At 72.5% G+C, this 13,181-nt stretch carries 15 protein-coding genes; 7 read left to right on the forward strand and 8 right to left on the reverse strand.

The window, feature by feature from the left end; genetic code table 11:
- Nucleotides 1-69 precede the first annotated feature (69 nt).
- The gene (locus OXR63_RS17545; protein WP_267425465.1) at nt 70-984 is read right to left on the reverse strand and encodes a cation diffusion facilitator family transporter; all 915 of its coding nucleotides are present in this window, start codon (nt 982-984) and stop codon (nt 70-72) included.
- Between the two features lie 47 nt (nt 985-1,031).
- On the opposite strand from OXR63_RS17545, the gene OXR63_RS17550 reads away from it, so the two are divergent.
- Entirely contained in the window at nt 1,032-1,712 is a 681-nt protein-coding gene (locus OXR63_RS17550) for a DUF4166 domain-containing protein (RefSeq protein WP_267425467.1), read from the forward strand.
- Nucleotides 1,705-2,697, forward strand: coding sequence for an epimerase (locus tag OXR63_RS17555; protein WP_267425469.1), 993 nt, complete (start codon nt 1,705-1,707; stop codon nt 2,695-2,697). The genes OXR63_RS17550 and OXR63_RS17555 overlap by 8 nt, the downstream gene beginning before the upstream one ends.
- Here OXR63_RS17555 and OXR63_RS17560 read toward each other — a convergent pair.
- Nucleotides 2,666-3,658 (reverse strand): EamA family transporter, encoded by a 993-nt coding sequence (locus tag OXR63_RS17560; RefSeq protein WP_267425470.1) that lies wholly within the window; start codon nt 3,656-3,658, stop codon nt 2,666-2,668. The genes OXR63_RS17555 and OXR63_RS17560 overlap by 32 nt on opposite strands.
- 71 nt (nt 3,659-3,729) lie before the next feature.
- Between OXR63_RS17560 and OXR63_RS17565 the strand changes: the two genes are divergently transcribed.
- Nucleotides 3,730-4,644: a LysR family transcriptional regulator gene (locus OXR63_RS17565; protein WP_267425471.1), complete on the forward strand. Its 915-nt coding sequence runs from the start codon at nt 3,730-3,732 to the stop codon at nt 4,642-4,644.
- A gap of 267 nt (nt 4,645-4,911) precedes the next feature.
- Here OXR63_RS17565 and OXR63_RS17570 read toward each other — a convergent pair whose 3' ends face one another.
- The 6 genes from OXR63_RS17570 to OXR63_RS17595 all read right to left on the reverse strand — a co-directional run bounded on the left by OXR63_RS17570 (nt 4,912) and on the right by OXR63_RS17595 (nt 9,502).
- Nucleotides 4,912-5,760 (reverse strand): L,D-transpeptidase family protein, encoded by an 849-nt coding sequence (locus tag OXR63_RS17570; protein WP_267425472.1) that lies wholly within the window; start codon nt 5,758-5,760, stop codon nt 4,912-4,914.
- Nucleotides 5,761-5,763: 3 nt separating this feature from the next.
- Entirely contained in the window at nt 5,764-5,925 is a 162-nt protein-coding gene (locus OXR63_RS17575) for a hypothetical protein (protein ID WP_267425473.1), read from the reverse strand.
- 16 nt (nt 5,926-5,941) lie between these two features.
- Complete coding sequence (locus OXR63_RS17580; RefSeq protein WP_267425474.1) at nt 5,942-7,033, reverse strand: hypothetical protein; 1,092 nt, start codon at nt 7,031-7,033, stop codon at nt 5,942-5,944.
- 131 nt (nt 7,034-7,164) lie between these two features.
- Nucleotides 7,165-8,550 carry an adenylosuccinate lyase gene (gene purB, locus OXR63_RS17585; protein WP_267425475.1) on the reverse strand — a complete coding sequence of 462 codons (1,386 nt, stop codon included), beginning with the start codon at nt 8,548-8,550 and terminating at the stop codon, nt 7,165-7,167.
- Complete coding sequence (locus OXR63_RS17590; RefSeq protein ID WP_267425476.1) at nt 8,547-9,065, reverse strand: low molecular weight protein-tyrosine-phosphatase; 519 nt, start codon at nt 9,063-9,065, stop codon at nt 8,547-8,549. The genes purB and OXR63_RS17590 overlap by 4 nt, the downstream gene beginning before the upstream one ends.
- Before the next feature lie 38 nt (nt 9,066-9,103).
- The gene (locus OXR63_RS17595) at nt 9,104-9,502 is read right to left on the reverse strand and encodes a phage holin family protein (protein ID WP_267425477.1); all 399 of its coding nucleotides are present in this window, start codon (nt 9,500-9,502) and stop codon (nt 9,104-9,106) included.
- A 50-nt stretch (nt 9,503-9,552) separates the two neighbouring features.
- Between OXR63_RS17595 and OXR63_RS17600 the strand changes: the two genes are divergently transcribed.
- From OXR63_RS17600 to OXR63_RS17615, 4 genes are all read left to right on the forward strand, one after another.
- The gene (locus OXR63_RS17600) at nt 9,553-10,650 is read left to right on the forward strand and encodes a histidinol-phosphate transaminase (protein WP_267425479.1); all 1,098 of its coding nucleotides are present in this window, start codon (nt 9,553-9,555) and stop codon (nt 10,648-10,650) included.
- Between the two features lie 5 nt (nt 10,651-10,655).
- The gene (locus OXR63_RS17605; RefSeq protein WP_267425480.1) at nt 10,656-11,792 is read left to right on the forward strand and encodes a thiamine pyrophosphate-dependent dehydrogenase E1 component subunit alpha; all 1,137 of its coding nucleotides are present in this window, start codon (nt 10,656-10,658) and stop codon (nt 11,790-11,792) included.
- A gap of 86 nt (nt 11,793-11,878) precedes the next feature.
- Complete coding sequence (locus OXR63_RS17610) at nt 11,879-12,838, forward strand: alpha-ketoacid dehydrogenase subunit beta (RefSeq protein WP_194629383.1); 960 nt, start codon at nt 11,879-11,881, stop codon at nt 12,836-12,838.
- Between the two features lie 55 nt (nt 12,839-12,893).
- Nucleotides 12,894-13,181, forward strand: a 288-nt coding sequence (locus OXR63_RS17615) for a biotin/lipoyl-containing protein (protein ID WP_308202651.1), incomplete at its 3' end; no start/stop codon positions are given.

Raw genomic sequence — 13,181 nt, forward strand, 5'->3', positions numbered from 1 at the left:
GTGTCGTTCCGAGTCGGCGCGGCGAAGGCTGCAGGCGCACGGCACCCGCACGCGGCCGCACCGGCCTCCCTACGCGTGCACCTGGTGCTCGTGCCGGCGGTGCGACGCGGGCTCGAGCTGGAACGTCGAGTGCGCGACCGGCACGTCGAAGTGCTCCGCCACGCAGCGCTGCAGCTCGTCGAGGATCTCCGGCGCGTGCGACGTCGTGAAGCAGTGGTCGTCCACCACGACGTGCGCGGTGAGGTTCGGCACCCCCGTGGCGACGAGCGTGGCGTGCAGGTCGTGCACGGCGATCACGTGCTCGAGCTCGAGGATGTGGAACCGCACGTCCTCGAGGTCGAGGCCCGGCGGGGTGGCCTCGAGCAGGACGTTGGCGGTCTCGCGGAGCAGCCGGATCGCCCGCGGCAGGATGAGCACCCCGATGACGAGCGCCGCGACCGAGTCGGCGCGGTCCCAGCCGGTGGCCCCGAGCACGATCGCGGCGATGATCACGGCGACGGAGCCGAGCGTGTCGTTGAGGACCTCGAGCCGCGCGGCCCTGGACGTGAAGTTCTCGCCCGAGGCCCGCAGCAGCACCGCGTACGCGACGAGGTTGCCCACCAGGCCGATCGCCCCGAACACCAGCAGCGGCCCGGAGTGGATCTCCGCGGGGACGAACAACCGCTGCACGCCGGAGATGATCACGTAGACGCCGACGGCGAGCAGGATCGCGGCCTGGGCCGTGGCCCCGAGCACCTCGGCACGCTGGAAGCCCCACGTGCGCTGCGACGTGGGGGAGCGCCGCGCGAGTCGGGTGGCGACGAGCCCGATGCCGATCCCGCCGGTGTCCACGACCATGTGCCCGGCGTCGACGAGCAGCGCCAGGGACCCGGTGACGACGGCGCCGACCACCTCGGCCAACAGGATCGTCGCGGAGATGCAGAACGCGATGAGCAGGGCGCGCTCGTTCGCGCCGGCGTGCCCGTGCCCGTGGTCGTGTCCCATGCCCCAATCGTAGGGAGCACGACTGACGACCTGCCAGGATCGTCCGCGTGACCGAATCGCCCTGGCAGCGCACCGTCGCACCCGAGGTCCTCGCCCGGCTGCACCCGCGCCTCCGCACGTACTTCGGCCCGGTCCCGGCCGGACACGTCGGCCGCGGCGAGGGCGTCTTCAGCGTGGTCGGCACCCCACGACGCTGGCTGTGGCCGGTCCTCGCGGTCCTCGCCCGCGACGGCGTGCTGTTCCCGGTCTGGGAGCACGACGTCCCCTTCACCGTCGCGAACCGCCCGGTCCGCGTCGGTCGCGGTCACCCCCGGAACGGCCAGGAGGCCCTGGTCGCCGTCCGCGCGCACCGCACCTTCCGGTTCCGCTCCGGGGACCGCACGATGGTGGACGCCATCGCCGCCGGACCGGACGGGCTGGTCGACCACCTCGGTCGCCGCGGGCGCGTCAGCGCCGACCTGCGGGCGGAGGTCGACGCGGACGGGCCGGACGCGGGCGCCCTGCGCCTGGTCTCCACGCGCGTGTCGTTCCGTGCGCTGGGACGGGAGTGGAGCCTCCCGGCCTTCCTCGCCCCGCGGGTCACGCTCACGGAACGATTCGATGACGAAGCCGACCGCCAGCGCGTGTCCCTGGTGCTCTCCGCGCCGATCCTCGGCACGCTGTACCGGTACGAGGGGGCGTTCCGGTACGCGATCGCGCCGGGACAGGACGGGGAGCACGATGATTGACCAGAACGCCAGGACGACCAAGGGCCGCGCGGTGATCGCGGGGGCGAGCGGGTTCGTCGGGCGGTACCTGCAGGACGCCTTCCGACAGGAGGGCTACGACGTCGTCACCATCGGCCGGACCGGTGACGCGGTCTGGGGCAACACGCTCCGGGTCCGCGAACTCGTGGACGGGGCCGCGATCGTCGTGAACATGGCCGGCAAGAGCGTCAACTGCCGCTACGGCCGCCGCAACCGGGCGGAGATCATCCGCTCGCGGGTCGACACCACGCTCGAGCTCGCCGAGGCCATCCGCACGTCCGAGCACCCGACGCCGCTGTGGCTCAACGCCTCGACCGCGACGATCTACCGGCACGCCGACGACCGCCCGCAGGACGAGGCAACGGGCGAGCTCGGCGAGGGCTTCTCGGTCGGGGTCGCCCGCGCGTGGGAGGACGCCCTCTTCGCCGCCGACCTGCCCGGCACCCGTCGGGTCGCGCTCCGGATGGCGATCGTCCTCGGGGACGGCAGCGCCCTCGTGCCGCTCCTCCGGCTCGCACAGGCGGGGCTCGGCGGACCGCAGCACGACGGCCCCTGGTTCCCGACCCCGGCGCGGCTGGCCGCGGGGACGTACCACCACGACCGCCACACCCACGGGCGACAGCGCTTCAGCTGGGTGCACATCGCGGACGTCCTCGGCGCGATCCGGTTCATCCGTGACCACGACGAGCTCGACGGCACGGTGAACGTCACGAGCCCGAACCCGTCCGACAACCGCACGGTCATGGCCACGATCCGGGAGGCCGTCGGCCGACGCTTCGGGCTGCCGACCTGGCGGTGGATGCTCGAGCTCGGGTCGTTCGCGATCCGCACCGAGACCGAACTCGTGCTGAAGAGCCGGTGGGTGGTGCCGACGCGCCTCGTGCAGGCCGGCTACGAGTTCCGGTACCCGCTGCTCCACGGGGCGCTGGCGGACATCATCGCGGACCGTCGGGCGCACCGGGGCTGACGGCCGCGGGGGTGGTGGACGCGGGGCTGACGGACGCGGGAGCGGCGGCTGCCGGTCCAGCCGTCGGCGCTCCTCCAACCAGGGCGGGCAGGGCCAGGCGCGGGGTCCGTGACGCCCACAGCACCCCGCCGACGACGACCACGCCCGCAACGACCTCGACCAGGTCGGGCACCTCGCCGAACGCCAGCCACGACGCCAGCACCCCGACCACGGGGACGAGCATCGAGAACGGTGCGACGGTGCTCGACGGGTACCGGGACATCAGCCGCGTCCACAGGCCGTACCCGACGAGCGACGCCACGAGCACGATGTAGAGCAGCCCGAGGTCGGCGGGCAGCGCCTCGAGCGTGAAGGCCGTCCCGAGCGCCTGGCCCATCCGCGCCGGCCCCTCGACGACGAACGACAGCACGGCCATCGGGATCGGCGGCACCACGGACCACCACAGCGTCAGGTGCAGCCCGTTCGGCGCGCCGGCCTTCCGCGTCGCCACGTTCCCGATCGCCCACCCGAGTGCCCCGCACAGCGCCAGCACGACGGGCAGCAGCGCGGCCGTCTGCGAGCGGTGCACGGCGATCGCGGCGAGAGCCAGCACGGCGATCGTGACGCCCACGACCTGCCGCCGGGTCAGCCGTTCGCGCAGGAAGACCCCGGCGAGCACGACGGTGAACGGTGCCGAGGCCTGCAGCACGAGCGAGGCCAGCCCGGACGGCATCCCCGACGCCATGCTGAGGTAGAGGAACGCGAACTGCAGCACCCCGAGCGTCGCCCCGACGAGCACGAGCATCCGGAACGGGATCGGCGGGCGCGGCACGAACAGCAGCGTCGGGATCGCCAGCAGGGTGAACCGCACCGCGGCGAGCAGGAACGGCGGCCAGTGCTCGAGCGCGATCGCCGTCGCCGGGAAGTTCAGGCCCCAGACCACGGCGACGGTCAGGGCGAGGAGGCGGTCACGGAGCAGCACCCTCCGATGCTCCCGCAGGCCGGACGGTAGCACCAGCGAACACTTCGACACCGACGTTGTAGGGTCCCTGCATGGTCGGCTTCGACGTCACGCTGCTCCCCGTCCTCCGCGAGCTCGACGAGCGCGGGTCGGTCACCGCCGTCGCCGCGGCCACCCACCGGACCCCGAGCGCGGTGTCGCAGCAGCTGCAGACCCTCCAGCGCCAGGTGGGCGTCCCCCTCGTCGAGCGCGTCGGCCGCGGCGTCCGGCTCACCGAGCACGGTCAGGTGCTCGCCGGGCTGGCCGGCGTGGTGGCCACCGCGGTCGCCACCGTCGACGCCGCCTGGCAGGAGCACCTCGGCGGCGCGTCCGGCGTCGTCGACCTCGCGATCTTCCCGTCGGCCGCCGAGCTGCTGCTGCCGGGCCTGCTCGACCGGATGCGGGAGCACCCCGCGATCGACCTGGTGCTCTCCGACGTCGACGTCAGCGAGGACGGCTTCGCCCCGCTCACGGCCGACCACGACGTCGTGGTCGGGCACCGGCCGGACGGGTCGTCCCCGCCGCACCGGCAGGCCCTCGAGACCGTCCCGCTGCTCCGGGAACCGCTCGACGTCGCCCTGCCCGAGGGGCACCGGCTCGCCGACCGTGCCCGTGTGGGCATCGACGACGTCGTGGACGAGACGTGGATCGGCGTGCCGCGCGACTACCCGATCGACCGCGTGCTGACCGCGATGGCCGCGGCCCGGGACACCCCGCCGTCGGTCGCCTTCCGCACGATCCACCTGCCCGTCATCGAGAACCTGGTGGCAGCGGGTCACGGGATCGCGCTCGTCCCCCGGTACACGTCGCGCACGCGGGCGCCGGGGCGCTTCCACCTGGCGGAGCTCGCGGACGTCCGGGCCGGGCGCCGCATCGAGGCACTCGTCCGACCGGACCGTGCGGTCCGCCCGGTGGTCCGCACCGTCCTGGAGGCCCTGGTCGCCACCGCCCTGGACGTCACCACCTGAGTCGGTGACGTGGGCGGCGGGGCCGCGCCGGGCCTCCCGTCAGTGTCTCCGCGCGTGGCGGGTGGAACTGCGCGTGGTGGGTCGAACTGCGCGTGGCAGGCTGAATCGCGCGTGGCAGGTCGAACCGCGCGTGGTGGGTCGAACTGCGCGTGGCAGGCTCGATCGCGCGTTGCAGGTCGAACGAACCGACCCCCGACGCGCGTTCCCGCTTCCCACTCCACGCGGTGTGGGAAGGAACGCGCCGCCGAGTGCCTCAGCGTCCGCAGATCAGCGCACCTGGAACGGCGTGCCGAGCGGCAGCGTCTCCGCGAGCGTCGTGATGTCGGCGTTGCGCATCCGGATGCACCCGTGGGACGCTGCCCTGCCGATGCTCGAGGCGTCCTCCGTGCCGTGCAGACCGATCTGGCCCGGGCCGCCGCCGAAGGAGTTGAGCACGTCGGAGAACGCCGTCGTGCCGTAGGCGTACGGGCCGTAGCCCCCGTTCGTCGGCGCGAGCAGCTCGGTCAGCGCGAAGCGGCCCGTCGGGGTCGGCGTGCCACCCGTGCCGGTGGCGACCGTGTAGCGGTGCAGGACCTTCCCGTGCTCGTACAGGTCGAGGGTGTTCGTCGCCTCGGTGACCACGATGGCGTACGCCGTGGTGGACAGCCTCACAGCGCTCGTCGGCACCCACCCGGTGCTGCCGTTCGGGCGCTTCGCGAGCTGCACCTGCACCCAGCCGTCACGCTGGTCGACCACGCGGAAGACGAGCGGCGCACCGGAGGCCTGCGGGTTCGCGAGGGTGCTGGTCACCGCGCCGCCGGGGGCCGAGCTGACGGGCACGGTTGCACCGGTGACCGACGCGACCGTCGTCGAGGCGGGTGCGTCGACGGCGTCGGTCGGACCCGAGGTCGTCGGGGCGGGGGAGGCCGGTGCCGGTGCCGGTGCCGGCGTCGGTGTCGAGGGCGCGGCGGGTGTGGCCGCCGGGCTGCTGGCGGCCGCCATCGGGGTGCGCGAGGGCGCGGCGGTGGGGGTGCCCGTCGTGAGCGCCACGGTCACGATGCCGGCGGCGCAGACGACGGCCACGGCAGCGGCGACGAGGGTCGCGCGTCGCCGTGACCTGGGCGGGGTCGTCGACATCGGTCAGCGGGTCGCGATGACGATGCGGGGACGAGGCACGTGCGGGTTCCGTTCGAGGTGGAGCGAGGGGAGCAGCGTGGCGGTCGAGGCGGTGGGGTCGAGACCGGCCGGCCGGCCGTTGCCGGGCGGGACGACGACGGTGCCCGACGGGGATCCGTCGGGCACCGTCGTGTCCTTCAGGTCAGCCCGTGAAGGTGGCGCGAGCCGGGACCGGCACGGCGACCGGAGCCGGAGCCGGGGTCGGCGTCGGCGTGGGCGTGACGACCGGGGCGGTGGGGTCCGCGACGACCGTGACCGCGAAGCCGACCGTGACGCCCGAGTCGACACCGGTGAAGAGGATCACGACGGGGCCGGCCGGGATCGAGGCGGTGAACGTCGCGGTGCCACCGACGGCACCGTTCGGGTCGGCGGTGAAGGTCTGGTCGGCGCCGAGCTCCTCGAGGTCGGGGAGGAGCAGCGACGCCCGCACCGTCTCGCCGGGCAGGAAGCCGGTGGCGTCCACGCCGACACCCGCGGTGCTCAGCGACGAGGACGTGGTCGGGTCGGGGACCGAGAGTGTGCCGACGGCCTCCGGGGTGAAGTAGGTGTCCTGACGGTTCCAGGAGATGCCGACGACCGAGCCAGCGCCGCCCAGGATGCTGACGCCGTAGCCGTTGATCGTGGCGGCGGGCAGGGTGGCCTGGAACTGCGCCTGGAAGGCGGTGAGCGTGGCGGGGGTGCCGGCCGCGATCGACCCGACCGCCGCCGTGGAGACCCAGGTGCCGTCGACGGCCGTGGTGCCGGTCGTCGAGGTCGTCAGGACGGCCGGTGCGGTGTTGTCCGTCGAGCCGGCGGTGTCGATGAGCAGCGTGTAGCGGGCTGCACCCGATGCGATGAGGTCGGCGGTGCCGAGACCGAGTCCGTCCTGGGAGGCGGTGACGGTGCTCCGGATGCCGGTCAGGTCGCTGGCGGCGCTCCCGGTGGTCGCGCGCCCGAGCAGGGTGCCGGCGGGCAGGGCGGCACCGCTCGCGCTGAAGGTCGGGGTGCCCCCGGTCACGAACCACGTCGCCGGGAAGGCACCCGTGGTGTACGTGGCGACGTCCGCGGCACCGATCCACTCGGTCCCGCTCGGGGCGACCGCGGCTCGCGACTGCGACCCGGTCGGGGCCGTCGCCGCGCCGGTCGGCGAGCTCTGGATGGTCGTGGTCTCGGCGGAAGCGATGCCGGGCATCGCGATCATGGCGGTGGCGAGAGCTGCCACCGCGGCTGCGGTGACGAGGGTGGGACGGCGCATCGGCTGCTTCCGGGTTCGATCGCCCGACCGGGGCGTGACGGAGATCCCGGTTCTGCTCCGCGACGTCGCGGTCCCCCCTTGATCCGCCGTCAGCCTATCGACAGACCCGACGACCTGTCACGTCTTCGGCGTCAGACCTCGAGGTGGTCCACCAGCTCGTCCGCCAGACCCGTGTAGGTCCCCGGCGTGAGGTTCGTCAGCCGGGCCTTCGCGCCGTCCGAGATGTCCAGGCCGTTGACGAACGCGACGAGGTCCTGCTGGCTGACGCGCTTGCCCCGTGTGAGCTCCTTGAGCATCGCGTACGGGTCCTCGATGTCGGACTGCCCGGCGGTGACCTCGGCGCGGATGACCGTCTGGATCGCCTCGCCGAGCACCTCCCAGTTGCCGTCGAGGTCGGCGGCCAGGCGCTCGTGGTTCGCCGCGATCTCGCCGAGGCCGCGCCGCAGGTTGTCGAGCGCGAGCAGCGAGTGCGCGAACGCGACGCCGACGTTGCGCTGCGTGGTGGAGTCGGTCAGGTCGCGCTGCAGCCGGCTCGTGACGAGCGTCTCCGACAGCGTGGAGAACAGCGCGGAGGAGATCTCGAGGTTCGCCTCGGCGTTCTCGAACCGGATCGGGTTGATCTTGTGCGGCATCGTCGACGACCCGGTGGCGCCGGCGACCGGGATCTGCGTGAAGTACCCCATCGAGATGTAGGTCCACACGTCGGTCGCCAGGTTGTGCAGGATCCGGTTGGCGTGCCGGACGCGGTCGTAGAGCTCCGCCTGCCAGTCGTGCGACTCGATCTGCGTGGTGAGCGGGTTCCACGTCAGGCCGAGGCCCTCGACGAACTCGCGCGACAGCGTGGGCCAGTCGGCCTCGGGGTCGGCGGCGAGGTGCGCCGAGAAGGTGCCCGTCGCGCCGGAGAACTTGCCGAGGTACTCGCCGCCCTCGACCTGCGCCAGCACGCGCTCGAGGCGGTAGACGACCACCGCGAGCTCCTTGCCGAGCGTGGTCGGGGTGGCGGGCTGCCCGTGCGTGTGGGACAGCATCGGGACCGAGCGGAGCTCGAGCGCGAGGTCCCGCAGTCGGGCGATCACCGCGCGGAAGCCCGGCAGCCAGACCTGGGCGACGGCGTCCTTGATGGTGAGCGCGTAGGAGAGGTTGTTGACGTCCTCGCTCGTGCACGCGAAGTGCGTCAGCTCGGCGATGGCGTCCAGGCCGAGCTCCGACAGACGACGACGGACGAAGTACTCGACCGCCTTGACGTCGTGCCGGGTCGTGGCCTCGATCTCGGCCAGCTCGGCGATCTCCGCCTGTCCGAAGTCCGTGACGACGGCGCGCAGGGCGGCCTTGTCGTCGACGCTGAGCGGCGACGTGGTGAACATCGCGTGGTCGGTGAGGAAGACCAGCCACTCGACCTCGACGGAGACGCGCGCACGGTTGAGGCCCGCCTCGGAGAGGTGCTCACCCACCGTGTGCACGACCGGGTAGTACCGCCCGTCGAGGGGGCTGATCGGCTGTGGGGGAAGGGGGGTCATGGTGCTCCCTGACGGACTGCCGGTTCGATCTGGTGGAAGAGTGCGCGGCAGGCCCGTTCGACCGTGGACAGGACCCGGTCGAACTCGTGTCGGTCCGCGTAGTACGGGTCCGGCACGTCGGCCTGTTCCGGCCAGGCGTCGTCGTACCGCAGCAGGAGCGTCACCTTGGCGGCGTCGTCCATGGTCGGTGCCCATGACCGCAGGATGCGCTCGTGGGAACGGTCGAGTGCGACCACCAGGTCGAGGTCCGGGAACCGGTCCGGGTCGAACTGACGGGCGCGATGCCTGCTGCCATCGTATCCGCGCGCCGCGAGTGCTGCGATCGTCCGCTCGTCCGCCGGTTCGCCGACGTGCCAGTCACCGGTGCCGGCCGACTGGACCTGGAACCTGTCGCTCATGCCGGCGTCCTCGACGATCCGGGCGAAGACGATCTCCGCCATCGGGGACCGGCAGATGTTGCCGCTGCAGACGAACGAGACGCGGAAGGGCGACGGGGCGCCGGCGTCCGTGGTCATGTGCTCATCATGGCGCACGGCGTCGCACCCGGCGCCGGTCAAGCGCGGGGGCGGCTCAGCACCGGGCGGGCGACCAGGCCGATGAGCCAGGCGAAGACGGCCAGCACGAAGGCGCCGACGATGCCCCAGCCGAAGGACTCGACCTCGAGCCCGAAGCCGATGCTCGTCGAGATGCCGGCGACGATGAGGAGCAGGATCGCGTTCACCACGAAGGAGATGAGCCCGAGGGTCAGGATGTAGATCGGGAAGGCCACGATCCGGATCAGCGTGCCGATGACGGCGTTGACGAGCCCGAAGACGAAGGCCACGAGCAGGAAGGTCAGCACGGTCTCGACGGTGCCGCCCGCGCCGAAGGGCGTGACGGAGACACCGCTGACGATGAGCGTGGTGAGCCAGAGCGCGACGGCGTTGATGACGAGGCGGACGAGGAATCGCATGCGTCCATGATGCCCGCTCGGTGTCCGAGCCCGCCCGGTAGCCTGGGGGCGTGACCGACCAGCCCGTGCACATCCGCCCCGAGATCGCGGTCCTCCCCGCCTACAAGCAGGGACGCCAGGCCGCTGCCGACGCCTTCAAGCTGTCCAGCAACGAGAACCCCTTCCCGCCCCTCCCCGGCGTCGTCGAGGCCGTGCAGGCCCAGACCGCGTTCAACCGCTACCCGGACGCCTCGGCGATCGCGCTCCGCGCCGTGCTCGCGAACCGGTTCGGCGTCACGGTGGACGAGGTCCACGTCGCACCCGGCAGCGTCGCGATCCTGCACGAGCTCGCGAAGGCCACCTCCGGCCCTGGTGACGAGGTCGTCTACGCCTGGCGCTCCTTCGAGGCCTACCCCGGCGTCGTCACCGTCGCGGGCGCCACGAGCGTGCAGGTGCCGAACCGCACCGACGGCGGGCACGACCTCGACGCCATGGCCGCCGCCGTCACCGAGCGCACCCGCATGGTCATCGTGTGCACCCCGAACAACCCGACCGGCCCGATCGTCACCGCGGCCGAGTTCGACGCCTTCATGGCACAGGTGCCGACGACCGTCCTCGTGGTGCTCGACGAGGCCTACGCCGAGTTCGTCACCGACCCCGACGCCGTCCGCGGTGTCCCGCTGCTGGAGCGGTACCAGAACCTCGTCGTCCTCCGGACCTTCTCGAAGGCGTACGGCCTGGCCGGTCTGCGCGTCGGGTACGCGCTCGGACCGGCATACGTCCTCGACGCCGTGCGCGCGTGCGCGATCCCGCTGTCGGTCACCGCGCAGGGGCAGGCCGCCGCGCTGGCCAGTCTCGAGCGGGAGTCCGAGCTGCTGGAACGCGTCACGCACCTGACGGAACGGCGCGACCGCATCGTCTCCGAGCTCCGTGCGCAGGGCTGGGACGTGCCGGACGCCCAGGGCAACTTCGTGTGGCTGCCGACCGGGGACCACACCGCCCACGCGACGGAGCAGTTCGAGCACGCGGGCATCATCGTCCGCGCCTTCGGGAACGAGGGGCTCCGCATCTCGATCGGCGAGCACGAGGCTGTCGGGAAGCTCCTCGAAACGGCTCGTTCACTTGTCGGGGGACTCACAACGGCCGGCCCAGCCCGGCCGCTACGCTGACCCGCATGTCCTTCCACGCCGCGGCCCCCGCGACGACCATCGTCCGGCTCCTCGACACCGAGGGCCGGTTCGTGGAGACCGACGAGAACGCGGAATTCGCGGCCATCGCCACGGCACTCCCCGACGAGACGCTGCTCGCCATGCACCGCCAGATGGTGCTCACCCGACGCTTCGACCACGCTGCCGGCAACCTGCAGCGCACCGGTCAGCTCGGCCTGTGGGCACCGAGCCACGGACAGGAAGCCGCCCAGGTCGGTTCGGCCTTCGCGCTCCGCCCCCAGGACCACCTCTTCCCCTCCTACCGCGAGCACGCCGTCGTCCTCCAGCGCGGGGTCGAGCCGATGGAGATCATCTCGCTCTTCCGCGGCCAGGCCCACGGCAACTGGGACCCGGACGCCCGCGGCAACACGCACGTCTACACGCTCGTCATCGGTGCGCAGACCCTGCACGCCACGGGCTACGCCATCGGGCAGGCGCTCGACGGCGTCGTCGGCACCGGCGACCCCGACGTCGACGAGTGCTCGATCGTGTACTTCGGCGACGGAGCGACCAGCCAGGGTGACGTGAACGAGGCCTACGTCTTCGCCGCGTCCCACAAGGCCCCCGTCGTCTTCTTCCTGCAGAACAACCACTGGGCGATCTCGGTGCCGGTGTCGGTGCAGTCGCCGACCCCGCTCGTCGACCGCCCGCGCGGCTTCGGCATCCCGAGCGTCAAGGTCGACGGCAACGACGTCCTGGCCTCGTACGCCGTCAGCGCGGTCGCCACCGAGCACGCCCGCAGCGGCCAGGGCCCCGCGTTCATCGAGGCCGAGACCTACCGCATCGGCGCCCACACGAGCTCCGACGACCCCACGCGCTACCGCGGCGACGACGAGCTCGCCGGCTGGGTGGCCCGTGACCCGATCACCCGCTCCGAGGCCTACCTCCGCAGCCGTGGGGCCACCGACGCCCAGTTCGCCGAGTTCGAGGCCGAGGGCGAGCAGATCGCCGCGGACATCCGCGCGAAGACGTCCGCACTGCAGGCACCCCCGATGGACGCCATGTTCGACAACGTCTACCGCGAGCAGCACCCGCGCATCGACGAGCAGCGCGCCTGGCTGCACGACTACGAGTCCGCCCAGGACGCAGGAGCCACCGCATGACCACCACCGAGCAGCTCGTCGACTACACGCTCCGGTCGCACCCCGGCGCCGGTGAGGTCCCCGCGGACCCCACCCCGACCATCCCGATGGCCAAGGCGCTGAACGCCGGGCTCGCCGCGGCGATGGCCGCCGACGACAAGGTCCTGCTCATGGGCGAGGACATCGGCCGGCTGGGCGGTGTCTTCCGCATCACCGAGGGCCTGCAGGAGCGCTTCGGGGCCGACCGCGTGCGGGACACCCCGCTCGCCGAGTCGGGCATCGTCGGCACCGCGATCGGCATGGCCCTGCGCGGCTACCGCCCGGTCATCGAGATCCAGTTCGACGGCTTCGTCTGGCCCGCGTTCAACCAGATCACCTCGCAGCTCGCGAAGATGGCGAACCGGCTGCCGGCGCACATGTCGCTCCCGGTCGTCATCCGCATCCCCTACGGCGGGCACATCGGCGCGATCGAGCACCACCAGGAGAGCCCGGAGGCCTACTTCGCGCACACCCCCGGTCTCCGCGTGGTCAGCCCGAGCACGCCGAACGACGCGTACTGGATGATCCAAGAGGCTGTTCGCTCGAACGACCCGGTCATCTTCATGGAGCCGAAGTCGCGCTACTGGCCGAAGGGCCAGGTCGACATGGTCGACGGCCACGTGCCGATGCACACCACCCGCGTCGCCCGCACCGGCACCGAGGTCACCCTCGTCGGGCACGGTGCCATGGTCGCCACGCTGATGCAGGCCGCCGACATCGCCGAGGCCGAGGGCACCAGCTGCGAGGTCGTCGACCTCCGCTCGATCTCGCCGATCGACTGGGAGCCGCTGCTCGCCTCGGTCCGCAAGACCGGCCGCCTGGTCGTCGCGCAGGAAGCCAGCGAGTTCGTCAGCGTCGGCAGCGAGATCGCCGCCACCGTGGCCGAGCGCGCCTTCTACACGCTGCAGGCGCCGCCGCTGCGGGTGTCCGGGTTCGACATCCCGTTCCCGCAGTCGAAGCTCGAGCACCACCACCTGCCGGACGCCGACCGCGTCCTCGAGGCCGTGGATCGCGCGCTCGCCTACTGACCCGGTCCGTCCGGACCATCTCTCCACCGCACGACCGACCGCCGAAGGAGCCGACGTGGCCGTCGCCGAATTCCCCCTCCCCGACGTGGGCGAAGGCCTCAACGAGGCCGAGATCGTCCAGTGGCGCGTCGCGATCGGTGACGCCGTCGCCGTGGACCAGGTCCTCGTGGAGATCGAGACCGCCAAGTCCCTGGTCGAGCTGCCGTCCCCGTTCGCGGGCACGGTGACCGGGCTGCTGGTGGCTGAGGGCGACACCGTCGAGGTCGGCCGCCCGATCATCCGGGTCGAGTCCACGTCGTCCGTCGCGTCCACCGCGGAACAGCCGGGAGGCCCCGCTGCCGTC

The sequence above is a fragment of the Curtobacterium sp. GC_Cur_3 genome (assembly GCF_026544205.1).
Lineage (GTDB): Bacteria > Actinomycetota > Actinomycetes > Actinomycetales > Microbacteriaceae > Curtobacterium.